37 protein-coding genes and 2 tRNA genes are annotated in these 24,902 nt (G+C 41.1%); 17 read left to right on the forward strand and 22 right to left on the reverse strand.

Annotated features, from left to right (window positions below; translation table 11 throughout):
- Positions 1–107 precede the first annotated feature (107 nt).
- Positions 108–443: an RNA-binding protein gene (locus tag C0V77_RS12155; RefSeq protein ID WP_101726651.1), complete on the forward strand. Its 336-nt coding sequence runs from the start codon at positions 108–110 to the stop codon at positions 441–443.
- A 145-nt stretch (positions 444–588) separates the two neighbouring features.
- Here C0V77_RS12155 and C0V77_RS12160 read toward each other — a convergent pair whose 3' ends face one another.
- The 6 genes from C0V77_RS12160 to C0V77_RS12185 all read right to left on the reverse strand — a co-directional run bounded on the left by C0V77_RS12160 (position 589) and on the right by C0V77_RS12185 (position 4,482).
- Positions 589–1,218 (reverse strand): DUF1080 domain-containing protein, encoded by a 630-nt coding sequence (locus C0V77_RS12160; RefSeq protein ID WP_101726652.1) that lies wholly within the window; start codon positions 1,216–1,218, stop codon positions 589–591.
- Between the two features lie 160 nt (positions 1,219–1,378).
- Positions 1,379–2,755 (reverse strand): L-serine ammonia-lyase, encoded by a 1,377-nt coding sequence (locus C0V77_RS12165; protein WP_101726653.1) that lies wholly within the window; start codon positions 2,753–2,755, stop codon positions 1,379–1,381.
- Between the two features lie 69 nt (positions 2,756–2,824).
- Positions 2,825–3,217 (reverse strand): DUF3052 domain-containing protein, encoded by a 393-nt coding sequence (locus C0V77_RS12170; protein WP_101726654.1) that lies wholly within the window; start codon positions 3,215–3,217, stop codon positions 2,825–2,827.
- 4 nt (positions 3,218–3,221) lie between these two features.
- Positions 3,222–3,632 carry a VOC family protein gene (locus C0V77_RS12175; RefSeq protein WP_101726655.1) on the reverse strand — a complete coding sequence of 137 codons (411 nt, stop codon included), beginning with the start codon at positions 3,630–3,632 and terminating at the stop codon, positions 3,222–3,224.
- A 46-nt stretch (positions 3,633–3,678) separates the two neighbouring features.
- Complete coding sequence (locus C0V77_RS12180) at positions 3,679–4,128, reverse strand: helix-turn-helix domain-containing protein (protein WP_101726656.1); 450 nt, start codon at positions 4,126–4,128, stop codon at positions 3,679–3,681.
- Positions 4,129–4,146: 18 nt separating this feature from the next.
- Complete coding sequence (locus C0V77_RS12185; protein WP_158237952.1) at positions 4,147–4,482, reverse strand: DsrE family protein; 336 nt, start codon at positions 4,480–4,482, stop codon at positions 4,147–4,149.
- Positions 4,483–4,909: 427 nt separating this feature from the next.
- On the opposite strand from C0V77_RS12185, the gene C0V77_RS12190 reads away from it, so the two are divergent.
- Entirely contained in the window at positions 4,910–5,377 is a 468-nt protein-coding gene (locus C0V77_RS12190) for a redoxin domain-containing protein (protein WP_101726658.1), read from the forward strand.
- Positions 5,378–5,442: 65 nt separating this feature from the next.
- Here C0V77_RS12190 and C0V77_RS12195 read toward each other — a convergent pair whose 3' ends face one another.
- Entirely contained in the window at positions 5,443–5,781 is a 339-nt protein-coding gene (locus tag C0V77_RS12195) for a phage holin family protein (RefSeq protein ID WP_101726659.1), read from the reverse strand.
- Between the two features lie 72 nt (positions 5,782–5,853).
- Positions 5,854–6,474 (reverse strand): bifunctional phosphoribosyl-AMP cyclohydrolase/phosphoribosyl-ATP diphosphatase HisIE, encoded by a 621-nt coding sequence (hisIE, locus tag C0V77_RS12200; RefSeq protein WP_101726660.1) that lies wholly within the window; start codon positions 6,472–6,474, stop codon positions 5,854–5,856.
- Between the two features lie 253 nt (positions 6,475–6,727).
- On the opposite strand from hisIE, the gene C0V77_RS12205 reads away from it, so the two are divergent.
- The 15 genes from C0V77_RS12205 to C0V77_RS12270 all read left to right on the forward strand — a co-directional run bounded on the left by C0V77_RS12205 (position 6,728) and on the right by C0V77_RS12270 (position 16,028).
- Positions 6,728–6,800: transfer RNA gene (locus tag C0V77_RS12205), tRNA-Gly, on the forward strand.
- A 72-nt stretch (positions 6,801–6,872) separates the two neighbouring features.
- Positions 6,873–6,958 (forward strand) — tRNA-Leu (locus C0V77_RS12210).
- 184 nt (positions 6,959–7,142) lie between these two features.
- The gene (locus C0V77_RS12215; protein WP_101726661.1) at positions 7,143–7,394 is read left to right on the forward strand and encodes a hypothetical protein; all 252 of its coding nucleotides are present in this window, start codon (positions 7,143–7,145) and stop codon (positions 7,392–7,394) included.
- 12 nt (positions 7,395–7,406) lie between these two features.
- Positions 7,407–8,333, forward strand: a complete 927-nt coding sequence (locus C0V77_RS12220; protein WP_101726662.1) for an RHS repeat-associated core domain-containing protein — start codon at positions 7,407–7,409, stop codon at positions 8,331–8,333.
- Position 8,334: 1 nt separating this feature from the next.
- Positions 8,335–8,730 carry a hypothetical protein gene (locus C0V77_RS12225; protein WP_101726663.1) on the forward strand — a complete coding sequence of 132 codons (396 nt, stop codon included), beginning with the start codon at positions 8,335–8,337 and terminating at the stop codon, positions 8,728–8,730.
- 451 nt (positions 8,731–9,181) lie between these two features.
- Entirely contained in the window at positions 9,182–9,415 is a 234-nt protein-coding gene (locus tag C0V77_RS22950; protein WP_143706083.1) for an RHS repeat-associated core domain-containing protein, read from the forward strand.
- Between the two features lie 4 nt (positions 9,416–9,419).
- Positions 9,420–10,244 (forward strand): hypothetical protein, encoded by an 825-nt coding sequence (locus C0V77_RS12230; RefSeq protein WP_143706084.1) that lies wholly within the window; start codon positions 9,420–9,422, stop codon positions 10,242–10,244.
- A 4-nt stretch (positions 10,245–10,248) separates the two neighbouring features.
- On the forward strand, positions 10,249–10,641 hold the full coding sequence (locus tag C0V77_RS12235) for a hypothetical protein (RefSeq protein ID WP_101726665.1): 393 nt from the start codon (positions 10,249–10,251) through the stop codon (positions 10,639–10,641).
- A gap of 187 nt (positions 10,642–10,828) precedes the next feature.
- Entirely contained in the window at positions 10,829–11,128 is a 300-nt protein-coding gene (locus C0V77_RS12240; protein WP_101726666.1) for a hypothetical protein, read from the forward strand.
- A 245-nt stretch (positions 11,129–11,373) separates the two neighbouring features.
- On the forward strand, positions 11,374–12,624 hold the full coding sequence (locus tag C0V77_RS12245) for a site-specific integrase (protein WP_101726667.1): 1,251 nt from the start codon (positions 11,374–11,376) through the stop codon (positions 12,622–12,624).
- 577 nt (positions 12,625–13,201) lie between these two features.
- Positions 13,202–14,275: a DUF932 domain-containing protein gene (locus tag C0V77_RS12250; protein ID WP_101726668.1), complete on the forward strand. Its 1,074-nt coding sequence runs from the start codon at positions 13,202–13,204 to the stop codon at positions 14,273–14,275.
- Between the two features lie 50 nt (positions 14,276–14,325).
- Entirely contained in the window at positions 14,326–14,733 is a 408-nt protein-coding gene (locus C0V77_RS12255; protein WP_101726669.1) for a hypothetical protein, read from the forward strand.
- Positions 14,734–14,735: 2 nt separating this feature from the next.
- A complete protein-coding gene (locus tag C0V77_RS12260; RefSeq protein WP_101726670.1) occupies positions 14,736–15,251 on the forward strand; it encodes a hypothetical protein in 516 nt (171 codons plus the stop codon).
- Positions 15,235–15,672: a hypothetical protein gene (locus C0V77_RS12265; RefSeq protein WP_101726671.1), complete on the forward strand. Its 438-nt coding sequence runs from the start codon at positions 15,235–15,237 to the stop codon at positions 15,670–15,672. Before C0V77_RS12260 ends, C0V77_RS12265 begins: the two co-directional genes overlap by 17 nt.
- A 23-nt stretch (positions 15,673–15,695) precedes the next feature.
- Positions 15,696–16,028 (forward strand): penicillin-binding protein, encoded by a 333-nt coding sequence (locus tag C0V77_RS12270; RefSeq protein ID WP_101726672.1) that lies wholly within the window; start codon positions 15,696–15,698, stop codon positions 16,026–16,028.
- 266 nt (positions 16,029–16,294) lie between these two features.
- Here the strand turns inward: C0V77_RS12270 and C0V77_RS12275 are convergent, their stop codons facing one another.
- The 14 genes from C0V77_RS12275 to C0V77_RS12340 form a co-directional block, all read right to left on the reverse strand.
- Positions 16,295–16,732, reverse strand: a complete 438-nt coding sequence (locus C0V77_RS12275) for a response regulator transcription factor (RefSeq protein ID WP_095073142.1) — start codon at positions 16,730–16,732, stop codon at positions 16,295–16,297.
- Between the two features lie 41 nt (positions 16,733–16,773).
- Positions 16,774–16,995 carry a hypothetical protein gene (locus C0V77_RS12280; protein ID WP_095073140.1) on the reverse strand — a complete coding sequence of 74 codons (222 nt, stop codon included), beginning with the start codon at positions 16,993–16,995 and terminating at the stop codon, positions 16,774–16,776.
- 279 nt (positions 16,996–17,274) lie between these two features.
- Positions 17,275–17,568 (reverse strand): helix-turn-helix domain-containing protein, encoded by a 294-nt coding sequence (locus C0V77_RS12285; protein WP_095073138.1) that lies wholly within the window; start codon positions 17,566–17,568, stop codon positions 17,275–17,277.
- On the reverse strand, positions 17,549–17,860 hold the full coding sequence (locus tag C0V77_RS12290) for a helix-turn-helix domain-containing protein (protein ID WP_101726673.1): 312 nt from the start codon (positions 17,858–17,860) through the stop codon (positions 17,549–17,551). The genes C0V77_RS12285 and C0V77_RS12290 overlap by 20 nt, the downstream gene beginning before the upstream one ends.
- 175 nt (positions 17,861–18,035) lie before the next feature.
- A complete protein-coding gene (locus C0V77_RS12295) occupies positions 18,036–18,317 on the reverse strand; it encodes a molybdenum ABC transporter permease (RefSeq protein WP_095073134.1) in 282 nt (93 codons plus the stop codon).
- A gap of 260 nt (positions 18,318–18,577) precedes the next feature.
- Positions 18,578–19,027: a DUF3872 domain-containing protein gene (locus C0V77_RS12300; protein ID WP_101726674.1), complete on the reverse strand. Its 450-nt coding sequence runs from the start codon at positions 19,025–19,027 to the stop codon at positions 18,578–18,580.
- An 11-nt stretch (positions 19,028–19,038) separates the two neighbouring features.
- Complete coding sequence (locus C0V77_RS12305) at positions 19,039–19,599, reverse strand: conjugal transfer protein TraO (RefSeq protein ID WP_101726675.1); 561 nt, start codon at positions 19,597–19,599, stop codon at positions 19,039–19,041.
- A gap of 26 nt (positions 19,600–19,625) precedes the next feature.
- Positions 19,626–20,525 carry a conjugative transposon protein TraN gene (gene traN, locus C0V77_RS12310; protein ID WP_101726676.1) on the reverse strand — a complete coding sequence of 300 codons (900 nt, stop codon included), beginning with the start codon at positions 20,523–20,525 and terminating at the stop codon, positions 19,626–19,628.
- Between the two features lie 24 nt (positions 20,526–20,549).
- Complete coding sequence (traM, locus tag C0V77_RS12315; RefSeq protein ID WP_101726677.1) at positions 20,550–21,884, reverse strand: conjugative transposon protein TraM; 1,335 nt, start codon at positions 21,882–21,884, stop codon at positions 20,550–20,552.
- A complete protein-coding gene (locus C0V77_RS12320) occupies positions 21,871–22,155 on the reverse strand; it encodes a nitrogen regulatory IIA protein (RefSeq protein WP_095073124.1) in 285 nt (94 codons plus the stop codon). The genes traM and C0V77_RS12320 overlap by 14 nt, the downstream gene beginning before the upstream one ends.
- Before the next feature lie 18 nt (positions 22,156–22,173).
- Positions 22,174–22,602 carry a hypothetical protein gene (locus C0V77_RS12325; RefSeq protein WP_101726678.1) on the reverse strand — a complete coding sequence of 143 codons (429 nt, stop codon included), beginning with the start codon at positions 22,600–22,602 and terminating at the stop codon, positions 22,174–22,176.
- A 12-nt stretch (positions 22,603–22,614) separates the two neighbouring features.
- Complete coding sequence (gene traK / locus C0V77_RS12330) at positions 22,615–23,238, reverse strand: conjugative transposon protein TraK (RefSeq protein WP_024566594.1); 624 nt, start codon at positions 23,236–23,238, stop codon at positions 22,615–22,617.
- A gap of 19 nt (positions 23,239–23,257) precedes the next feature.
- Complete coding sequence (traJ, locus tag C0V77_RS12335; protein WP_024566595.1) at positions 23,258–24,253, reverse strand: conjugative transposon protein TraJ; 996 nt, start codon at positions 24,251–24,253, stop codon at positions 23,258–23,260.
- 3 nt (positions 24,254–24,256) lie between these two features.
- Positions 24,257–24,889 (reverse strand): DUF4141 domain-containing protein, encoded by a 633-nt coding sequence (locus C0V77_RS12340; RefSeq protein WP_101726679.1) that lies wholly within the window; start codon positions 24,887–24,889, stop codon positions 24,257–24,259.
- Positions 24,890–24,902 lie beyond the last annotated feature (13 nt).

Below are 24,902 nucleotides of genomic sequence, written 5' to 3' on the forward strand. Positions count from 1 at the left end.
TTAAAAAGCGGTAGGTTTTAAAGCATGCCCATAAACAACTGATTTTTTCAAAAAAGATTAAATAATATAATTTACAAAAATTTATCAATTAAAATCCTACTGGTATCATGAACATTTTTGTTGGAAGTCTTCCGTTTAGAATCGAAGAAAGTGAATTAAAACAATATTTTGAAGAATTTGGTGAAGTAAGTTCTGTTAAAATTATTATTGACAAAGTAACCGGAAGAAGCAAAGGCTTTGCCTTTGTTGAAATGCCAGACGATGCAGCCGCTTTGAAAGCAATCAGCCAGTTAAACGGTTCTGATATCGGTGGCCGTACTGCAGTTGTTAATCAGGCTGAAGAAAGAAGAGAAAGACCTGCCGGTGGCGGTGGTGGTTTCAACCGTGGTGGTGGCGGTGGCTACGGCCGTGGCGGTGATAATGGTGGCGGACGCCGTTATTGATATTCCTGAGCGGATATCCCAAGATATCATTCAAATTAGCTTCCATTTAATGGTGTGCCTGCTTTTCTATTTAATATACAGGCCGGCATTATGCAATAAAAAAGCCTCCTAGCAAATGTTAAGAGGCTTTTGTTTTGATAACGTCTCAGGGCAGGGGTTTTACCATTATCTCTTTATAATATACTTTGCTTTTAGGGTCATGGCCCTGCAAGGCAAAGGTTCCGCTGCTTATTCGTCTGCCTTCTCTTCCTTTAGGTAATTCGGCAGGTTCGTCATATTCAACTACTGTCTTATCGTTAATTTTGATAGTAACGTGCTTGTCTTTTACTATAATGTGCTCGGTATACCATACGTTATCTTTTACCAGGGTGTCTTTCACGTCTTGTATGCCGTAGAGGCTTCCGGTACGGCGCCAGTCGGTATGCGAGTTATTAACCTGTACTTCATAGCCTTTATCGGGCCAGCTGGCTTGCTGATATTGGGTATGAAAATAAATACCTGAGTTTGAACCCGGCGTGGTCATTACCCTTGCCTTAAACTCAAAGTTTTTGAAATCATGATTATTAACCGGCCCTACATAAAATAAATGCGCTACCGGGCCATTTACCGCAATAGTACCATTTTCAATGCTGAACGTACTGGCGTTCTCTCCCACTTTCCAGCCCTCTAACGATTTGCCGTCAAACAAAGAGTACCAGCCTTTTTTTGTTTTTTGCGCAGAAACAGCGTGCGTAAGCACCAGCATAAGAGATGCCACATAAAGAATTCTTTTCATAGTTAAATATATAGTTTAGATGGGGCCTGTATGATTGGTACATGGCCCGGTTGAATATATTCAACAATTTACGAAAGTAATTTTAATTCGCAATCCGGCTGTGAAGGAAACTACCGGTATACAGCATATACTTGATAATCAGTGGTTCTCATACCCTTATCTAACACTCAGTAGCACTTAGCGCTAAGCCTGCCTGCGAGGTCTCTTTATATTTTTTAGACATATCTTTGCCCGTAGCACGCATTACTTTTATCACACTGTCGAGCGATATTTTCTGGTATCCCGTATTGCCGGATGATGCCAGCAGATAAGCGTTATAAGCCTTGATAGCTCCCATAGCATTGCGCTCAATGCAGGGAATCTGCACATAGCCTCCTATTGGGTCGCAGGTCATGCCCAGATGATGCTCAATGGCTATTTCTGCTGCGGCCTCAACCGTATCTACCGGCTGGCCGGCGCAATACGCCAACATAGCTGCTGCCATAGCTGAGGCAGAGCCAATCTCACCCATGCAGCCCATTTCAGCACCTGATATACTGGCATTATGCTTAATCAGGAAGCCCACGGCGGCAGCGGCCAACATACCTTCCCGCAGTTTTTGTTTATCGTAGTGGTAATGATTACGCAGCAGGTAAGTTATGCCCGGTATTACACCCGATGCACCCGAGGTAGGAGCAGTTACGACAATATTTCCGGCAGCGTTTTCTTCAGATGCCGCCATGCAATAGGCGTTCAGAAAAACCATGAAGCTATCGGTGGCAGGGGCATGGCTTTTAGCCTGGGCATACAATACCGGGGCTTTCCGCCTTAACTTGATACTACCCGGTAAAAGGCCTTTATGACGTAAACCTCTTTTCACGGCCTTATGCATGGTCTCCAGAATATCATCTATTTTTTGGTATATCTCTTTCCGGCTGGCTCCGGTCAGGGCCATTTCATTGGCTATCATCAGGTCGGTAAGTGATATTTTTTCTTTAGCCAGATGCTCCTTCAGTTCTTTCATCGTAGAAAAAGGATAGGCCGGCCTTTTGGCTGAAGCCGCCTGTGCCTCTTCTCCTTTACGCTGAATAAAGCCCCCGCCTACTGAATAGTATTCTTCCTGCAGTATGACACCCTCAGGAGCAAGCAGCTGAAAAACAAGTGTATTGGGATGCGGAGAATCATAACGCCCTTTCTGAAAGATGATGCTGCCGGCACTTAAAACAACCGGGCTTTGGTTGATAAAGATGGAGTAAGTATCATCAGCATTTTTCAGCAATGCAGTAAAAGCAGTCGGCTCGCAGGTATCGGGCAGCCAGCCCAGAAGACCGGCAATAACGGCACGGTCGGTGCCATGCCCCTTTCCGGTGGCACTTAATGAACCATATAAATGAATTTTTATCTGAAGCGGGCCAGCCAGCAGCGAATCGGGCAAAGCCAGGGCTCTTTGCAGGAAATCGAAGGCGGCTTTCATAGGCCCGATGGTATGCGAACTAGATGGCCCGGGGCCTATTTTGAACAGGTCAAATACAGAAGTCGATATTGCTTCCTTTAGCATTTTATTGAAGATGAAGTAAATTCTGCCACGAATGTAACACCATTTCCAGTAAACCACCAAACTTCTACCCTATTTGCCTATCATTTCAGTTGGCCGACCGCGCAGCGCACTCCAGGTTTCGTCAATGGCTATCTGCGAAACAGCCTGAACACCTGCCAGCTCCAATGCCAGCCACACGGTTTCCCGTTTTATATCACTTTTGATTTTCCCTGTTCCTTTAGGGTAACAAGCCCAGAACAAACAATCGTATTTACCTGCATTTTTTACTGACGAACAGAGTTGCTCCAACTCTGCCTGCCGGGTAGCAAACACCTGTACGAAGTCATATACTTTGCCTGCCTGTGGCTGGTTGTCGAAAGAAGTTCCCTCCAGTAAGACCAGAAAATCAGCCGGTGCATTCATAATTAGCAATGTATCGGCTGTATTCAGCCGTAGTTTTTTAAAAATAGCACTGGCATCCATTTTCTTATGATTTTTGACTCAGGCTGAACCAATTGCCAGAATCATCTTTAAATAAAGCTTCTATACCGTAAAACTCTTCCGTTGGGGCTTTGGTAAATTCAACGCCTTTGGCTTTTAACTCTTCAAAAGTGGCATAAATATCTTTACATTCAAATACCCCAAAACCAAATGTTCCCTTTTTTACCAGGTTGCGCATTTGCTCAGCTGATTCTTCATCAAACACCATTCCTGCCGAAACCGACATCAGGGTGATTTCCACATCAGGCTGGTCTGGAGGAGTTACCGTAAGCCATCTCATACCCGGCCCCATTGGGGCATCAGTGGCTACATTAAAACCCAATTTGTTTACGTAGAAGTCGTAGGCGCTGTCCTGATTAAGAACATAAATGCTTACATGCGAAATTCTGGAAATCATAGCACTGGTTGTTTAAATAAATAACAACATAAACTTCGGCAATATTTCAGAAACTCACCTCTTCAAAATTGCTTTTTTGCTTCCATTCTTTTGCTTGCGCAAAACAACCGGGTATGTACTGGAGAGGTGTTGAATTGATAGCCGATTGCCGCTTTAATTGCTCCTGCTGATACACTGAAGGGGCCTTACCCACGTATTTCTTAAACAAGCCGGTAAATGAAGTTACACTTTCAAAACCAACACTATAACACACTTCTGAAACAGACACTTTTGTTTTTAATAAACCCTTTGCCTTGTCTAGTCTCACATGCGTAAGATACTGGTGAGGTGTTTTGGTATAGGTTAATTTAAACTGTCTGATGAAGTGAAACTTGGAGAAAAAAGCTTCATCAGCAATAGAAGCCAGGTCTATTGGTTCGTGATAATGAGTGTCAATAAACAGCTTGGCCTGTACGATTCTCCGGTAAAGGTATGCTTTCGGATATGAATTGAGCATAACTAAAGCATTTAAAAGTTAATGCCCTGCTTTCTGGTAACTCCAGCCCTCTTCCTGTTTCAGAACTGTTTCAGCAATTGCTGAGGGCACAAAAGAGGCTGAAGGCAACATATCAGCCTCGGCTAATTTATAGCGCTTCATGGTGTTGCGGCACACGGCAAATGTAACACCTTCTTTTTGTAGTTTTTCAATCTGTACGGCAAAGGGAGAGGTCTCTTTTCTGATTGCAGATATGGCCTGACCATGAATCAGCACTTCAACCTTTGTATCGGGCAGCTCACGCCACAGGTTTCTGATTTGCCTTAATACAGCAGCCTGGTCAGTGGTATCGGCACTGTTTAAGTCTATCAGCAATTTATGCGTTTTGGTTTGAGCCCTACTCACGGACGCAGATACCAGAGAAAAGCTAATAAGTAAAGTAAAAATCCTAAAAAAAGTTTTCATCTAATTATGTATTACAGGTTATGAATTGCAAAACTAAAATGAAGACACGTTAACGCAATTTAATGGTTCAGGGAAATCCATAAATAATTGAATTTACAGAGATTTGCACGTTTAATAGCTGCATCTATAGGGTGCAAAGTACACATTTTCGATAAATCTTACCTTATCGCGACCATTAAAATAACAGAACACCAACAAGCCGCACCAGAAAAAAATTACCCATAGCCTGATGTAGATACTAAAGAAGATGATAAATTTGGGTTTGTAATACTGAACATTACGAACGGCTGTTCAGTTATCTGTTCTGAAAATATCTTTTATCTAAACCTCATCTAATATGGCTTTACAAGTAGGCGACACGGCACCGGATTTTAAACTATACAACAGCGAAAAACAGGAGGTAACGCTTGCCGGCTACCGCGGAAAAAACGTGGTTATATTATTCTTCCCATTAGCTTTTACCAGCGTTTGCACGGCTGAACTTTGCCAGACCAGAGATGACATTGCCTTTTATTCGGCTTTAAATACAGATGTACTGGCTATTTCTGTTGATTCAATTTTTACTTTGGGTAAATTTAAAGAAGAGCAAAAACTTCCTTTCCCGCTTTTGTCAGACTTCAACAAGGAAGTATCACTGGCTTATGATTCACTTTATGACACTTTTGTGTTTGATATGAAAGGTGTATCTAAACGGGCAGCTTTTGTGGTAGACAAAGATGGCATAATACGCTATGCAGAGGTTTTGGAAAAAGCCGGAGACATACCTGACTTTGCCGCAATTAAAGCCACCTTAGAAAGTCTGTAAGAAATTGGCTATTGTAAGAGCAGCCCTGTGTGCGTATACAGATTAGCGCAGAGGGCTGCTTGCAATTAATCCTGGAATCCTCCCACAACACTATTTACAACCGACAAAATGAAACCGAAAATAAGTGGTTGTAAGAACCCGTCTACTTTAAAACCTGAAACCAGAGAGGCACACATATACACTACCACCACATTTACAACCAGATAAAAAATACCTAATGTAAGAATGGTAAGTGGTAATGAAAGTAACTGAAGCACAGGTTTAACAAAGGCATTAAGAATACTCATCACAAAAGCAACAATTACTGCCGTAGTATAGTCATCTACGTGTATTTTGCTTAGAAAATTAGGCATATAATACACCGCGGCTCCGCAGCATATTAAACGTACAATGTAGTTTAGCATAGCAAAGATTCCTCCCTACCCACAGGAGCAATGGTTTTAGGTTTGAACTCACATATCCCCTTCGGGTGGCAATCAAGAGCGCGGGGTATGCCTTTTTATTAAAACATCGAGTACTTCGTCGAACTCATAGTTTTTCTGTTCTAAAAGTACTAAATAATGATAAAATAAATCAGCGGCTTCTCCCAAAAATAATTCTTTATTATCGTCTTTGGCTTCAATAACCAGTTCAACGGCCTCCTCTCCTACTTTCTGTGCCACCTTATTAATTCCTTTTCTGAATAAATGGCTGGTATAAGATTCGTCAGTCGGGTTTTGCTTACGCCCTTTTATCACTTCACGGAGATGATTCACAAACAGAATCTTCTTGTAGTCGGCACTGTTTAACTCATTAAAACAGGTATCTGCTCCGGTGTGGCAGGTGGGTCCGTCAGGCAGGGCATGAATAAGAATGGTATCACCGTCACAATCAATCAGAACATTCTTTACATGCAAAAAATTACCGGAGGTTTCCCCTTTTGTCCATAACCGTTGCTTGCTTCTGCTGTAAAAGGTTACAATGTTGTCCTGAATTGTTTTTGCATACGCCTCGGCATTCATATAACCCAGCATCAGTACTTTACCGGTCTGGTAATCTTGTATGATAGCCGGCACCAGGCCGTCAGGAGATTTATCAAAATCTAAATTGTTATCCATTCCTTCAATTATTTTCTACAAAAGTACAGATGTTAAAAAAACTAATACCTATATCATACCGAAAATTTATGGACATTATGAAGAAGCCAGGAACGGCAAAAAAAATTTAAAAAAATATTCATTTCAAATACACTCATAATCAGCTATTTACAAAAATGTATCAAAAAAAAGTAGATTTTTTTTAACAACAGACTTGACAAATATCAAAAGACCCCCTATCTTTGCAGTCCCATCCAACACCAAGGAATGTTAAGCGGAAGTAGCTCAGTTGGTAGAGCGTAACCTTGCCAAGGTTAAGGTCGCGAGTTCGAGACTCGTCTTCCGCTCGGAAATTTCAGCACCCATCAAAAGGTGCTTTTTTTTTCTTAGGATACGTCACCATCCAAGAATGACCATCCGCCGGGGTGGTGGAACTGGTAGACACGCAGGACTTAAAATCCTGTGGGCCGAAACGCCCGTACGGGTTCGATTCCCGTCCCCGGTACTTGATAATCAGGGAGTTACATGAAAATGTGGCTCCCTTTTTTCATGCCTGAAATTTTCATGCCAAACATATGCCAAAAATTTCGGGGATCAAGCATAAAACCTGTAGGGTGAATTAATTTAAGCATAGATTTTCGTAAGTTTGTAAAAGAAGAATGGGATATTCTCTACCCCCGTTCGGCTAAATGTTCTATATTTTGTCGGTGTGTTTAGCGTTCTCTGAACGCACTTTTGAAACATATAAGGTAAAAGAACATAACCTCCGCACCAGTTGCCGCTGCGTAGAAAAACCAAATGCAACGGCAATTAACCAGGCCTACCCTACGCTGGTGACACAAGAAAACCACTACGACCCATGGGGTGTAGGCATTGACCGAGAAGTAGTAGCTGATACCAGCAAGCTACCGAAATTTGAATTGAAAGACCGCTTTACTTAAAATGGCAAAGAATTGCAGGGCAATTTGAATTACTTAGACTACGGCGCGCGGATGTATGACCCGAGTATTGGTAGATGGGGAGTAGTGGATCCGCTGGCAGCTTTAGATTTAGATTTTTCACCTTATAATTATGTTGGAAACAACCCCATTGGTTTTGTAGGTTTATTTGGATTGGAAAGGGTGCCAGTGGGTCCAAATGGGGGATATTATGACCTTGAAAAAGGTGAAGCGGGAGTAGTAGCACAAAGAATAAGTGACCCAGAACCTTATACTATGCTAGAATACGCATCAAAAGCCTATGATAGAAATCAAAAATTGTATGGACATCCAAGTCCTTACAGAGAACATTTTCAGAAAGGAGGAGAAGATGCTATCAAAATTATTGGTGGGAGTATAGCTGCAATTTATGGGGTTTCAATTGGTACAACACAAGGGGTATCATTTCTTGTCAGAAGCAGAGCATTAAGCATTGCAAGACAAATCGTCAAAAGTCCAGTAAAAAATACGTATTTAAATATTGGTAAATTTAATGTAGGAGCGGCGCTTGGTGATTTTACAGCTCAATTTGCTACAAATGGTAACAGAATAGAAAGAATTAATTGGATAAGCACAATTGGGCAATTAACTATTGGTGGTACAAATATTCTAGCTTCAATCACCTCTTCTGCAACTGGTAGCTTTTTTTCATTTACAGGTAATGATTATAATCTTAACAATGGTTTATATGGAGTAACTGTTAATTCAATATTTGAAAGAGAGACGTGGACTAATTTCACTTTAGGTGCAATTGGAAATGCTGGAGCTGGTGCTATTGGCGGGCAATTCGCAAAAGCATATCAACCAGATGTGTTTGGTAAATCTATAATAGAAACAGGATTAAATACTTATTTTGGAATAGGAGCAACTAAAAGTAGTGAGTATTTAACTAAAAAAAAATAAGATGAGAAAGAGATTAAATTGGACTAAAATAATAGGAATTTCTTTTTTTATTATAATGTTTTTCATAAGTATTAGAGAGGCTGTTACTTTAGAAAAGCACAAAAAAATAACCACTGGAACTATAACCGGATCAAAACTTATAAAAGGGCTTTACATTTCTTATACTTATAAGATTGGTTCTGAAACTTACAGTGGACTTACTACAGCAAAAGGGATATCTAGTGATGATATTAACAAATATTTGGTTGGTAGAAAATTCCCACTTATCTATGACAGCTTAGATTTTAACAAGAGTGATATATTGTTTTTAGCAAACGAATTTAAAGCACTTAAGATTGATTATCCAGATAGTTTAAAATGGGTTTGTGATTCTTTAAAATTGAAGGATTGTAAATAAAGTATGAAAATGTAAATTTGACTAATAGATTCTTCTTATTTCTCACTTAAATAATTGCATCACTTGACTGGGTTTATCATGGTTTGAAAGCATTGTAGACTTAATACTATAGACGTATATAATTCATTAAAGTATTGTAGTAAAAGGTAATCAATTTATGAAAAAACCGATATTCTTTCTTATTTAATTATTTTTTTAATAGGTTCAAATCTAAATGCTTTTAGCCAAGATGCTTATCAAAATATAACTCCGGCGTCACCAACTGCGGCTTCTTTAGGTACGTATGGTGAAACACCTGTAAGTCTTTATACAGGTACCCCCGTTCGGCTAAATGTTCTACATTTAGTCGGTGTGTTTAGCGTTCTCTGAACGCTCATTTGAAACATATAAGGTAAAAGAACATAACCTCCGCACCAGTTGCCGCTGCGTAGAAAAACCAAATGCAACGGCAATGAACCAGGCATACCCTACTATGGTGACACAAGAAAACCTCTACGACCCTTGGGGTGTAGGCATTGAGCGAGAAATAGTAGCTGATACCAGTAAACTACCGAAATTTGAATTGAGAGACCGCTTTACTTACAATGGCAAAGAATTGCAGGGCAATTTGAATTACTTAGACTACGGCGCCCGGATGTATGACCCGAGTATTGGGAGATGGGGGAGTAGTGGATCCGTTGAGTGAGAAAATGGCAAATACCTCATCTTACTCATATACTTTTAATAATTTTGTTAAATATGTTGATAAGAATGGAGAAATACCAATCATTCCTTGGTTATTGAAGGCAGGTGCAGGAGCGGCAGCCGATATGTTGGCACAAGCTAGCATGGACTATCTGTTCAATTCGACCACCACAAGTTGGAGTCAAGCATTTGACAATGTCAATTGGTATCAAGTTGGCCGTTCAGGAGTTGAAGGATTGATACCATGGAAAACTCAGGGTGGTAAATTAGGGCGGGCTGCTGGTACTGCCGCTGGTGATGTACTTGTAAATGCAATTAATAATCCAAGTGGCTATACTGCAGAGCAAGCAGGAATTGATTTTGCGACAGGATTTGTTGGAGACCTTGCAGGTGGTGGAATGGGTGAACTTCTTAGTAAGTATGGAGCTAAGCAAGTTGCTTCAGGTCTAGTTAGAAAATTGGGTTGGGCTTCAAAGGCAGCTCACTCTATAACTGGAGTGTGGCATAGTGGAACGGATGGTAATTTTGCTGGTGCTGTAGCTAATAAGTTAGGCGATGTGGTTGAAGACGTAGATGTAAATTTTGAATTTTCAGGAGGCAAAGGAGATATTGATATAGTAACTAAAACGTTTAATATTGAGGTAAAGTCTGGCAAAAGCCCAAATTTGAGTCAATCCTTGAAAAACCTGGAATATTCTAAAAACCAGGGGAAAGGTTATATTCTTTATATGCCTAAAGCTAACAGAGCTCAGATATACGATGCTGCAAAAAGAGGAGTAACTTTATTAAGAACAGAAGCCGAATTAAAACAAGCAACAGGAGGTAATTAACAAAGTGGAAGTTTTATCTTTTTTCTCAAAAGACAAAGAGTTTGTTCATAAACTTGATAATTTTTTATTAAGTTATCCTAGCCTTGAATTAGATTCTGAATTTAGTGACACTAAGTATTTTCTTAATATAAAAACAAAAAGAAATGAGATATATTTTCATTTTCTTTTCAATAATGTTGGACATGAATTTGTTCGAGATTATACTGAAGAAGAACAAAAGTATATCAAAGGCTTTTTCGATAATGAAAAGTTTTATTTTTTCGATATTCAGTTCAGGAATGAAAAATTCATACAACAGTTGCTGCAGGATTTTAAAGGCTACCTAAATCGTTATAATGGCTATCAGGAAAATAGTGTTTTGATAAATCACCCTCACAAAGGAATTATGCTATTATAAAATAGACTATAAATATATTACATTCTAGTGATGATTCCCCCCCAAAACTGGGCAGTAAATTAAGGTAAAAATAACTTAAATTTTAATAAAGAGGATATAACAGCCTTGTCGTATTCAGGTCAATGAGACTCAAAGGATTTTAAAAAGTATATAGAAGATTTAGCTAAAACGAATAATATATCTAAAGATGAGCAAAAAGATAAGTATGCCAGAAAGTTGTCTAGACTTGTTTTTGAAAGGAAGCAAAATGATGAAAATAAATAAAATAGTCTTCGTTATTCTTTTAGCTTGTCAAGCTTGTTTTTCCCAAAAGATAGAAAAATATAATTATGTTATTATTGATAAGATTGATGCACCTAAACCATATTTAGGAATGGAGTTAGAGTTTTCAACGGTAAGGAAATATTATAACAATAACGAATTTAAAGAGTCAAGGCTGTTCACTGGAAGCAACGATGATTTTATTTCTTTTAAAAAGATTAGATAAAAGCAAAATTACGCAAAATGGTTAGAACCGTTGCTATACAATGCTTTATAAAATAGTAGTCCAAGTTCAGAAGTCGGTGTCCGATAGTTTTTGGGCGTGAAAATACAAAGTTAGGTTACTAAATCGTTACTGATTGACTTCGGTAACTACATAGCTTAACCGATTATATTTCAGTCTTTTGCACCCTTTTCTACATTCCCTTGTAACTCAATGTAATTTAATTTTAAACGTTAAACATTTGAGTTATGGAGCAGACAAAAAAATCGACGTTCAAACTGCTTTTCTATTTGAAAAAGAACGAACTGAAAAAGAACGGTAATGCCCCGATTATGGCACGTATTACCATTGACGGAACCCCTAAAACTTTCGGTACAAAGTTAGAAATTGACCCCAATAATTGGGATTTAAAACACGGAAGAGTTCAGGGCAAAAGTGCGCAGGCATTAAGCATCAATAAAAAACTGGATAACATACGTGGGCGTATCGACAAGATTTATGAAGATATGCTGAAGCACGAGGGCTTTGCGACCTCCCAAAAAGTGAAGCTATCGTTTTTGGGTGTTGGTGTAATGGATGATGCAATATTAAAAGTCTTTAACGACCAAAATGAGGGTTTTAAAAAAATGGTCGAAAAGGAAGAACGTTCCCAAAGTACCTATAACAAGTACATCACGGTTTACAATCATCTTACCACGTTTATCAAAGAACGCTATCATCGTGATGATATGGCATTTCGGGAATTGACTGCCGATTTCATTCGTGAATTTGATTTTTACCTCCGGTACGATTTGCAGTCTTCGCATAATACGGTTTGGGTTTACACTATGCCTGTATTAAGTCTGGCGGAACTGGCTATTAAAAAAGGCTTGATACGTGATAATCCATTTCAGGATTACGAAATCAGTATGGAAGAAACCGACCGGGGTTATATCCTTAAAGAAGATGTAGAAAAGCTGATGATGTGCGTACCACCGCACCCACGGTATGAACTGGTAAAAGACCTGTTCATTTTTAGTTGCTTTACTGGGCTTGCTTATGCGGATATTAAGAAACTGACAAGGAACAATATTCAATCATTCTTTGATGGTCATCAATGGATTATCAGCAGGAGAAAGAAATCAGATATTGCTTCCAATGTTCGGTTAATGGAAATCCCTAAACGTATTATTGAGAAGTATCAGGGTACGACAAGAAATGAATTTATCTTTCCGGCTCCGACCAATTCAACCTGCAATACTCACATAGGTAAACTGGTTGAAAAAGCTGAAATTATTACAGAACAAAAAGTAACGTTTCACACCGCAAGACACACTTTCGGAACAATGTTTTTGACCGAGGGCGTACCGCTTGAAAGCCTTAGCAAAATGATGGGACACAAAAATATTTCTACCACACAGATTTACGCTAAAATCACAAGCCAAAAAATCAGTAAGGATATGGATTTGGTTACGCCGAAATTCAAGGCTATGGAAGAAGCATTTATGATGGCAATCTAATCAGCTTTTATCTCATCACAAGAGCAGAACTTCACGGTTCTGCTTTTTTTATGCCCATACTTCTTGTGTAGGTAAAGCACATTTACTTCCTCCACCCAGTCCAGCGCTGTAAAAGAGCTTATTACCTACTTGCTAAATAGAAAATTGAAAAACGAAACCCATATCTAATGTCCTTCTGCTATTCCGTTTTTCAAATCTCTATTACAGGCTATGATAGCCTGGTCATTAATGCCATAAAAAACTTAGAGTAGAAAATTTCCACAATCAACCGGTAAAAAGGCAGCTAAGTTATAGCGGGCAGCCACCCCACACGCCCAACCAAAAGACTACGGCATAATGGCAAGGCAAAATGCTGGCTTCGCCGAGTTGCTGTGTGTTGCCTTGCCACCCTCCGGGACTTATTCCGTTTCCTTTCGGTTTTACGCTGTTGCCCGCTTGGATTATCTGCTTTCTTTTTTCCGGTTTTTCTTTTGGAAAAATTTATGCGAAGCGAAGCGGAGCAAACCACAACGGGAAGCGGGAAACGAGAAAAGCGAGTGAGTAAATAACATTTTTTCAAACATCAAAATTTAGCATTATGGCACACAACATCAATTTCAACGAGCAAACAGGACGTCATTCATTTTTCAGCGTTCAACAAAAAGCGTGGCACGGTTTGGGGCAAATCGTAGAGCAGTACCCAACAAGCGAGGAAGCAATCGTACACGCAGGTTTAGATTACGAGGTTATCAAATCCCCACTGTTTACACAGGGCAGAACAATGAGCATAGGCGACAGCGGAGAGCTGATTGAAGCCAACGACATCTTAGTACCTAATAGTTTCGCCACACTCCGCACCGATACCAATACACCGTTGGGCGTAGTAGGCAAAGACTATCATATCGTACAAAACCGTGAGGCGTTCAATTTCTTTGATGCTATTGTAGGCGGAGGCGATGGTATATTGTATGAAACCGCAGGAGCATTGGGCAACGGGGAACGTATTTTTATCACTGCCAAGCTGCCCGACTATATCCGAGTAGGTAACGGCGACGACGTAACAGAAAAGTACATCTTCTTAACCACAAGCCACGACGGTAGCGGAAGTATTACCGCAGCGTTTACGCCTATCCGCATCGTATGCCAAAACACCCTTAACGCTTCATTGCGGAGTATGACCAACGTAGTGCGTATCAAACATACGTCAGGAGCAAAACAACGCCTCGAAAACGCTCACAAGGTTATGGGACTTGCCAACACTCTAAGCATCCAGTTAGAGAACATTTTTAACGACTGGGCTAAAGTAAGGGTAACAGACCGAGAAGTAAGAAAGCTAATCCAGTTGGCACTTTGCCCGAACAAAGAAACGCTTAACCTGCTCAAAAAAGGTGCGGAAGATGAAGTTTCCACCGTGTTCAAAAACACCGTAGATGATGCCTTTGAATACGCTATGATAAGCGACACCCAACAAATGGCGACTACCAAAGGCACATTATTCGGGGCTTACAATGCCGTTACAGGCTACTTTCAGAATGTACGCAATTACAGGGATGGCGAAGCCAAACTACAATCTATTGTAATGGGTGGTACAGCGCAGCTAAAGACCCAAAAAGCCTTTGAACTGTGTACAGACTTTGCCTATTCAGGAGCAGAGATTTTCAACTTCAATTAATCATCAAAGGCGACTGCCTGCAAAGGTGGTCGCCTACTAAAACAAAAGATATGAAAGCATTAGATAAAATGGATAACCTCGATAAAGCGGGTTTGTTATGCAAACTGTTTCCCACAGAACTGGAGAACCTGCAAAACGCTATAAAAACGCAATGCGACTACTTCCTGCAAAATGAAACCGCCTTTCGTGAGGGTTGGTATCAAAAAGGATTTTTCACCGCTGAATTTTGGTACAGGCTTGTGCAGAATGCACAAAAAGGCATAGACAAAGCTGAACCACTTTGGAAACGCCCGCACTGGTTTACAGACCATTTTTTTGACGGACACAATGCGATTTTCGCTATCCACTGCCTGATAGAATATACAGAGGATGCACAATGCGACCCACAATTAAAACAGGCAATACATCTGATTTTCGGGAGCGACAAATTTTTACAGATAACCTTAAACGATAAATAATTATGGCTAATTGGTGCAACAATTGGGTTGTTTTTGAGGGAACAGCCGAAGCAATAGAACAGATAACACAGCTATTCAAATTGATGGCTGAACAGGAACAGAAAGACGACTGCGGGCAATTACCCGATTTCGTAAAGGACACGCACGGAGATTATTTCTACAACATCAGTCAGGACAATGAAAGTGCGGGCGTATTCCAGTACGAAACAAAATGGTCGCCAAACACGGAAGCTGTGAAGCAGATATCCGAACACTTCAAAGTGAATTTTACACAGGACTATGAGGAATTAGGATGCTTAGTATATGGTCAGGCAATATTTGAAGACGGCATACTAACAAAAACCTGCTTAGATAGCCAGGACTTTGACAACTACGAATTAGACGAGGAAACAGACACCTACCATTTTGAGGGCAAGGAGTACGACAGCGAATGGGAAATACTTGAAACCTTGTTAGAGCGTAAAATCAAAAATTATTTGAATACCACTAAAATTTATAACGATGAAACTATCAGATAAAGCGACAGCACATATTTTGGTTAAAGCCAACACCAACAGCGAATGGGATAATTGCGAGTTTGCAATTATTCACCTATCCGATGAATGGAAACAGGAACAGGCAAAACGGCTTGCAGTGGTTAAGCCGTTAGAGGGCAATAATTATTTCTGCTCAATGAACTACTATGATACAGCAGTAGATTTTTACAGGACAGGCAAACACGACAACCCTAATATTGAAGAACTGCTAAAGGGTAAGGAATGGGTATTTGTGGAAGTTGACGAGCAGGAGCAGGAAACGTTTTCCGTACCAGAAAACCGACTGGACTGTTACAGGCTTGTATTGCGGGCAAACGGTACAGGCTACTATACAGCCTACGGGAAGCATACGAGCGAGGAATTTTGGACGGAAGAATTTTCATTAACCCAATTAACAGCTTAATCAATAAACCCCAATTTCAATTTATGACACGTTCAAATCTTCATATCAAATTGAGCAACGGCAAATCTCTTATTTGCGTTGCCGACAGCAGCAGCGCACCCGAACAGGGATATATCGTTGAAAGGCTTTTTTTGCCCTTGTTATCCCTTGATAACAGTGAGCAGGAACTCGAAATGCTTACGGAGCATTGCACAATGGATGAAAGGCGGATAAACGCAGACTACCGCTATTTAATAGACCTTACCACCAAAGAAGTAAAGTTCTTTGAAGAGCATTACAGCTATACAAAGGACACTTTCAGGAAAGGCAAGGATTTAACGGAACGTTATGAAGTGTATTTAAAAACCATAAGCTAAAATAGCAGCCGCCTGACCTGAAAAGTCGGGCGGCAAAAAGACAGATCCTCCCGATGGTCGGGCAGTCTTTTTGCATTTAAGAGGTGCAACCCCTTTACTAAAATACACTGCTCAGCACAAATCCTTTTCCATTTTACTAAACAGGTTGCGACATTATTTCGTGGGATACTCATTATCCCATTTGTTCTATTTGGAGTATTTTCAATTTTAAGTTTTATCCCACAGGATGCCCTGTCTATTGGGGAAAAAGCCCACCTTTAATAAAATTAATTTTTGTAATAGTCCTGTGCAATTTCCACAATACCCGCACTAAAGTATTGCCCCCCATTAAAAAGAGTTTCAACAGCCTTTTTTAATTCGTCAGGGTCGGCTCCTTTTAAAACGTAACCATTAGCCCCACATTCAAGCATTTTTATAACGTCCTTTTCATCATCATTAACACTGAATGCCAATATTTTTAATTGAGGGTATATTTCCAATAATTTTTTTGTGGTTTCAAAACCATTCATAACAGGCATATTTACATCGACGATGCAGAGGTCAGGAACATACTCACAGAGCGCAATTTTGTCGATAGCAGATTTTCCGTTTTCCGCTTCAAATAATACTTCAAAACCGTAGCCTATCAGAAAATCACAAATACCTTTTCTTAGCAGGTCGTGGTCATCTATAAATGCTATCTTAATTGTTGGTTCTTTGCTCATTTCCTTCTTTTAATAAGTTTAAAAATCCGGGTTTAGATAAATTAACATCTTTTATACACGTGAGATATGCCATCATTAACGGCAATATCCCTAACATTAAAACGGCAAAGCCATTCTTTAAAGTGTGCTAAATCATTAGGTTTGAAACGTACAATTTCCCCATTTTTAAGAGATATAATAAAAACATCTATACAGAGAGAGAAAGCTGATAGTTGCGACGCAGGGAGGTCAAAATCGGGGTAAAAATTTTCTTTGCTTTCCATAATCTTAATGTTTATTAAGTTAGTGGAACCTGCAAAAAAATAAGGCGCAGGCAACCACACTTACTGGCATTAAGGCACTGGTACGCCTGACCCCCAAATAAGCGAGCGCCCACGCCTATAACGTGAGCGTTCTTACTTATCTGTTCCGGGGTTTTAAAAATTACCAGTTTCTAATGCGGAACTTAAAGCAAAAACACTTTAAGTATTTCTATATTTTCTGCAAACAAAGATACTAAACTCATTCCTTTTTGATAGCATATAACACAAAAAAGGTTACAGTCAATGTATTTTATGGGAGTTGTAATTCTGCTCCAGTATAGTCAGAATATCGCTTTCCTTGTAAATAATCTTGCCGCCAATCTGTATATACGGCAGGATATTATCATCACGGTACTGCTGTAAAGTGCGTTTGCTGATATGAAGCAGCTTGCACATATCTTCGCCCGAAAGGTAAATTTCCCCGTTCATTACAGGACGGTAGTTTTTCAATATGCTTTCGATACGGGTTCTTAGCTGTGTTATCATTTCCTGATGGGCAATGATTTCTTCATTGTCATTCGTGAATAAATCCATTTTCGACAGTATTGTACGGTTGTCCGGCTTCGAGCAAAGCCTGCACATCCGAGCGTTTATAATAATTCTTACGGTTCAGTCGGGAATAAGGCAATAACCCTTTGTCCTTATACGTCTGCAAAGTCCGCTTGGTAATGTTCATCATCAGGCACACTTCCTGGTTATCGAGCCATTGCTCTTCTTTAAAAATGGGTGTGTATTTCTGCGTGGCATTTTCGGTCAGTTCCAAAAGTGCTTTCAGCTCATTTTTCATTCCGTCCAGTGCGGATTTTTGTATTGCGATTACTTCCATTGTTTGCTCAATTTTGCTTTGGAAGTTGAATTTATAAAGGCTTATTTCTGCGTTGGGGAAAGTTGCAGGGTTTGGCTTTGAGAGGTAGTGTTTGGCGGTTTACTATCCTGTATAAAACAAAAAATCGGATAACCTTTTGGCTATCCGATTTGCTTTAAAATATATGCTGAAACAATTATCTGCGTTGGACAGGTTGTTCGGTTTTTACTTCAGGTTGCTGTTTTTCCTTTTTCTCACGGGAGTACACCCACAACGATAATAGCCCGAATATAATCAGGGCGTAAGCTATCCATTTGCCCACCCTTTCAATCAATTTAATGAAAACCGAACTTTCATAAGATGAGAAGCCCTCTGCTCCCATAGGGCTGCGCCTGTAAAACTTTCTACGGTTAATCCAGTAACGAAGTCCCAAGCCTGCAACCAAAAATATGATACCTATAACTAATGATGCAACCATAACAAAAAACACTTTATTTCCACTGTTTGAATTTACAAAAAATATTTGTTTCAGCCTGTAAACGATGTGAATTAAATGCGAAAACGGCTCACCCAAAAAGGCAAGCCGCTTTCATTGTTTATGGAAATAAAATCTTACTCAATAACTGAAACAGGTTACAAGGATAAGAAATTATTTCTTTTGAAATACACTGCCCGGCTTAAAATTAAAAACGGCTTACCAATCAGATAAGCCGTTTTTTATAAAATGAAATACTGCTCTTAGTCGCTGCTATTGAACTGAAAAGTTATCTGCTTTTCATTGCCGAAGCTGTCCGAAATCCAAACATCAAAGGACTGTGATACGGCAGACGTTGAAGTGTAGTACAGCCTGAACTGCTCCGATGGTAACTGGTACAGGTCATTGGGCTGATACGGCGGTTCGTTGTAGTATTGCAATGTTCCCTGCCCGTCAAATTGAAAGTAACGGAGGAAATACTGTGTATTGCTGTAATTGCCTGTGCGCTGTATGGTAATGCGTATTTCTACGGTCTGCCCGTTGGCAACATCTTTAGGCACTGGCATAACATTCACCTCGAAAGGAAAATTGTGCTGTATTTCGAGTTCATCATCTTTGCTGCAAGATACCAACGTAACCGAAGCTGTTAGGATTGTCAGGAATACATATAACGGCAGTAGCCCTGTTCTGAATTTATTGAATATTGCTATCATTGTTTTACGTTTTAAAAGTTAAACCTTAATCCCACACCTGCGGATGGACGGAACTGTTCCAGATCCGTCCCCCACAAAACTTTTGTACGCCCTTGTAAGACTAAAACGAAACGGTCGGACAAGTACGTTTCAAAAGTGAGGCGACCGCCTGCTCCGTATATAAAATTATCTTCGCTCAGTATCTTCGCTCCGTCATACAGCATCGCTTCGCCCCGGTTGATGCTTTCGTAGCCGACTACGCCCGTTACGGCAAAATTCAGCGTGATGTTCTTACGGGCATCGCCCAACAGGAAGAAGCTGTAACCACCCTCTGCGGAATAGGTTTCCTGCGGGATGCGGAGGTCTTTATACTCGTGGTACTGGTGGGTATATTCTAACGCCCAAAGCTGATAATTACCGTTCTTACCGTTTACCGTCATTGCTGCGCTGATGTAGTAATCATTGCCAATCTTATCATTGGACATTACGCCTGCACTTATTTCCAATCCTTTCTGCTTCGGCAGCATCCTTTGCGCCTGTGCAGCCGTGATGCCTATCAAGACAAGCAGCACGGTATAGATATACTTTTTCATTTTCTTGTTATTGCTTTAAAGGGTTATTAAAATTTCAGGTGCATATCGTCAATCAAACGGGCTTTGATTAAATCGGAATTTTCGACCTGCAATGTTTGATGTCTGCCGCCGTTCTTCTCGAAAATCTCAATCAGCAGTACCTTGTCATCGGCAATGGTAAACTGGTCTAACAGGAACACGTTTTGTTCGGTCGATTTTCCGGCAATACCGTCCAATGGCTTGTAAGTTCTCAAAGGCGTTAAAGGGCGTTCCTGGACTACGATGCGTTTGGCTACCTTTTTATCCACTACTTTGAAATTGATAAAATCAATCTCGAAAGGAACGTTTGTACGGTTTCTCAATTCAGTATGGAAATAGTATTTGCCGTTGTGTATGTAAATGCCTTTCAGGATAAACTGAATGCCGAAACTCTTAGCCCCGATATGTTTTACAATGCGCTTGTCTTTCTTGTAAATTGTTTCCAGTAACAAGCCTGCCAGTGATGGCGAATTGTTGCCCAGTTCCTCAAAAAGCACATCGTTACCATTGGCTTTATCCACCGCTTTTTGCATTGTGAGCAGGTCGTAGCTCAATGCCTCCGGGTAGGAACTGTAATACACGTTGAAGCTGTAAAAACGCCCGTCATTTGTGATAACTGAAAAATTCGTTTCCGGCTCAAAGTCCCTTACTGATGCTTTTACACGTAACACGTTTTCCGCATCTTCAGCTTTCCCTGCAATCAGGTATTCGCTGCCCAAATCCACATAACGAATGGCGGTCGGGAAAATCAGGTGCGACGTTTTATTGTAGGTAACTTCCATACGGTACGGTTCTATTTTGCCCAATGCAAGCGGTGTTTTTGCAGTTGCACTGTCCTGTGCATAAGTTGTAACGGCAAAGCCGAGTATCAGGGCAATAGCCCAAAAGGTTTTTAAATAATTTTTCATTGTTTTATTTATTTGAGTTCAACATTATTTTTTAGAGACAAGGAAGACCTGATAGCCTGCTTTCAGCGTAACCTTTGGTGTTCTTACTTTCTTGGCAAAATAGCCCGAAATACCCTGTACCACGCCACGGCTTAAATCAGCCGCTACCTGTTGTCCGGCATTCTGCGTGAGCATTACGCTTGTTCCTCCGGTTTGGCTCATATTGCCCGCCATTTCGGTAAGGGCGTTCATTTCCGGCGAATACGGAACGTACAAGCCTTGTTGTCCGTCCAAATCGTAAATGGTTATATCTACCGGGATGATGTTGCCCTCCAGTTCCACGGAGGTAACTTTTAATTGCAGCCTGCCATTCTGAAATTTGGCATTAGCTGTTACAATCGTTCCTTTGGGGATGGTACGTTGTGGGGTTTTGGCAGGCTCCAACAAGCGTAAACGTACACCCGTTTCGCCCACTACCGTTTGGGCTTCGTGTACACAGGCTTTGATACTGTTTTTAGGCTGTACCGCCTGTTCAATAGAACCTGCGGTATAGAACCCACGGTTTTTTGTTTGGCTCCAATCGGCTGCAAATGCACTGTCCGACGGTTCACGGTACAAGGCTGATACAATGTTCTTTCTTGTTGGTGTGAACGATACAAATTGCTCTTTTTGGTTTGTACCCGCAGCCCCAGTAGTTGCACCATTGGCAGGAGCAGCGTTTCCGGTATTGGCATTTTGCGGAAGATACTTTGCAGCCATTTCATAGGATTTCTCCATTAATTTGAGTTGGTCGTCAACGGTGGCCACAGGTGGCACATCTTTTTCCGACAACTTTGCTTTCAGTTCGTCCACCTGCTTGCGCAGTTCCATTGTTTCGGCATTATCATTATTATAAAATGAACTCAATGTGCTTTGCGCATTGCGGTAGCTGTTCAATCCGGAATTACCGTTTCTTCCCGAATTTCTGCCACCTCCCAAGCCGTTGCTTTCGTCTTCTTCAGGTAAACTTTCTTCATTGTCAGCAGATGCACTTTCCTCCGTATTCCAATAGTCAGAAAGCGTGGTCAGTGCATTGCGCTTTTCCTGCTCTTTGCGTTCGAGCATTTCCTGCTCATACGCCTTGCTTTTGTCGTCGGGCATTCCTGCTCCGGTAGCTTGTGGCACGGCATCGTTCAGCCCAATATTTTCGACCGCCTTTTTATCTTTCGACGGTTTAAATATGAGGTACATACAGCCGAGAAATACCACGCCCATCAAAAGGAAGATAATTGGCTTTTTGAGCTTATCCTTATTGCTCTTTTTATTATCCGGCAGATTTGATGCTGCGTTTGGGTCTTCTCCCTCAACGAGAAAGCTGACCCTTTTTTCATTTTCTTTCATAAATCTGATTTTTTAAAATTGTTGATACACTATCCTGCAACCTTGCAGGGTTTTTACTTTTTAGGACAGGGTTCTCGATATGGTCTATGACCATACCGTTACCGGACTTTGAGGTATCATACATCACTTTGCCAATAACCGCTACGGTAAGCAGCAGGTAACCCACAAAGAAGTACAGCGTATATCGGTGCTGTTTGCGTAAAGGCAACGCCCGCCAACGGTCGTCCAGCTTGTCAAAGTACCTGTCCATATTTGCTCTTAATTTTTTCATAGCCTTACTATTTCTGTGTTACAGCTTGAAACGCTTAGGACTTTTACCCGCCTGTTGCTTCGGCGCATCGTTAACCAGTGCGACCGCTTCCGTTAATTTGGGTGCGGACATTACGGACAGGTTTGCCAGTTCCGATTTTTTTAGCAGTTGCCCGAAACCGTCTTTCTTAGCTACTTCCATACGGCTCAATGAGAATTTGCCATTCAGGTACTTTACCCACATACTGCATTCTACACGGGGCTTGTCATCGCCCGACCATTGCAGGTAGCCTGTCAGCAGTAAGTCCTGCTTAGGCAAAGTATCTGCACCTTTTTGGCAGCTTTCGAGGTATTCGCTGATGCTGTCTTTCAGCTTTCCGGCATACGCACCCTGCGTATGGAAATACCCGCTATATCCTTTGTCGGTAAGGATTTTTGCGAACGTGCTTAAATCTGATAATGCTTCCATAAGATTGTTTTTTTAGCGTTCGATGACCTCTATATCCTTATTTTCCACGACTGCAAATTTTTCAATATTGAAGCCCTGCGGATTGTTGTCGGAACGAACGGAGTTGACGAGATAGCAGGAAGTAATCAGGTTGCGCCTGGTTACGTTGCTTGACCGGATAATGAACTGTTTGGCATAGGTGCGCACTGCATACGGGTAGTTGTCGAAATTGCACACGACACTATCCACCTCTATGCGTTGCTGCACGTTCCCCGAAATGATACGGCTGTAATAACCCTTTTCCGACAAGTCTTTGTAGTAATCGAAAGCACTTTTATCGGCAAGGTTGAACGCACGTTTCATATTGCTTTCAATAGCGTTCTTGTCGGGGGCAAGCGTAAAGAACAGTTCGTGAAATCTTCTGACGTGTTCCCTTGCTTCAACCGGGCGGTTGATGCTCGCATCCTGCGATAAGGCAAGCATCAGGGATTTGCCGTTATCCAATACATAGATTTTTTGGCGTTGTTCTTCTGCAAAGCGGTAGGAACGCCATACGGCGTAACCTACCACGCTAATGCAGAGAACCGCAAACACAATGGCATATAATCTTATCTGCCTAAAGCTGTTTTCGATATTTCTTAGCGTTTTAAATTCCATTTTTTAGAATGATTAATGATTATTTATTCATCAGTTTACCGCCGATGTTTCCAACTGTTGAGCCTGCGCCTGCTCCGGCGATGTTTCCGGCTTTCATTGCTGTGGAGTTTACATTGCGGGTAAAGTTTCCTGCGCCTCCGGCTTGGATTACCCAACCTGTTACTGTCGGGATAGTGAAGTACCCGATGATGCCGATAATCATAAAAATGATGTACACGGTATTGCTCGTATCAGGTATATAGGTGGGGTCGGCAAGCATTGCTATATCCCGTTCTAAAATGAGGGATTGTATTCTTGCCAACATTGAGCTGAACAAATCCGAAACGGGAAGCCACAGGTAAACGCTGACGTACCTCGTGAGCCATTGCGTGAGCGTGGACTGAAATCCGTCCCATACGGAAATAGCAAAGGCTATTGGTCCGAGTATGGAGAGGACTATCAGGAAAAACGTTCGTATGGTATCAATGACCAAAGCAGCCGCCTGAAAGAGAATTTCCAGTAGATTGCGAAACCAATCTTTTATGGCTTTTTCAATCTTGTAGGCTTGCCTGTCCATATACATACCCGCCATTGTTCCAATGTCGGAGGGCGACCATCCCAGTTCGTCCAGTTTTTTATCAAACTCTTCGTCTGATACCATATAGGCGGTTTCGGGGTTCCTTACCATTGCCTCATATTCCAACTGGTCTTTCTGCTGTTGCAGCTTGTTCAGGTCAAGCACCTGGTCTTCGAGTATTTGGTGGGTTCCTACTACCACCGGGCTTAATACCGCATTGATGGTTCCCAAAACGATAGTCGGGAAGAACATAATACAAAGCCCTAAAGCGAACGGGCGCAGCAAAGGGAACATATCAATAGGTTCGGCACGGCTTAAAGCCTGCCAAACCTTTAATGCCACATAGAACAATGCTCCCAATCCCGCCAAACCCTTAGCAACTGCCGCCATATCGCCTGCAAGCGGCATCATATCATCATAAAGCGACCGCAGGAGTTCGTGAAGATTATCCCATTCCATAGTTTACCAGTATTTTTGGTTAGCAGTTCCGTAGAGTTCAAGCACTCTTTGGGCATCGTTTTTCTTTTTCGCTCTTAGGTAGCTTACAGAAATGTTCTTGTTGGTGTAGTAGCGTACAAGGCTGTGGTAATCCTTTACCTCTTTGTACACACGGTCAATCACATCCATACGCTCTTTGTCATTCAGCGAAAGGCTTGAAGAAGTGATAATCTGCTTCAGTTCTTTCAGCAGTTCGGTACTTTCATTGAGCAACGCCGAATAACCGTTGCCGATAGCGGTCAGTTCCTGCGGTGTGAAATTTGGGTCGTTCATCATTTTACCAAAATTTTGCACGTACATTTCTGAAACATCGCCTACCAACAATACCGTTTGCTGCACCTTACGGGCATCTTTCACAAGGTTGTTGATAGCTTTCAGCTTATCGTAATATTCCTTGCCCTGGTCGTACACTTTCTTCACTTCGTTGAAGTTTTTTATCACATTGCTCACGGTCGAAGAAGTCTGTATGATTTCGTTCGCAGAGTTGATAATGCCCGAAGCCAAATTTGCGGGGTCGGTTACAACCCACTGGGCTTTTGCTGACGGTGCTACGGCGAGCATCAGTGCCGTACACACCAGATACAATACTTTTTTCATTGTTTCTGAATTT

The sequence above is a fragment of the Emticicia sp. TH156 genome (assembly GCF_002855535.1).
GTDB lineage: Bacteria > Bacteroidota > Bacteroidia > Cytophagales > Spirosomataceae > Emticicia > Emticicia fluvialis.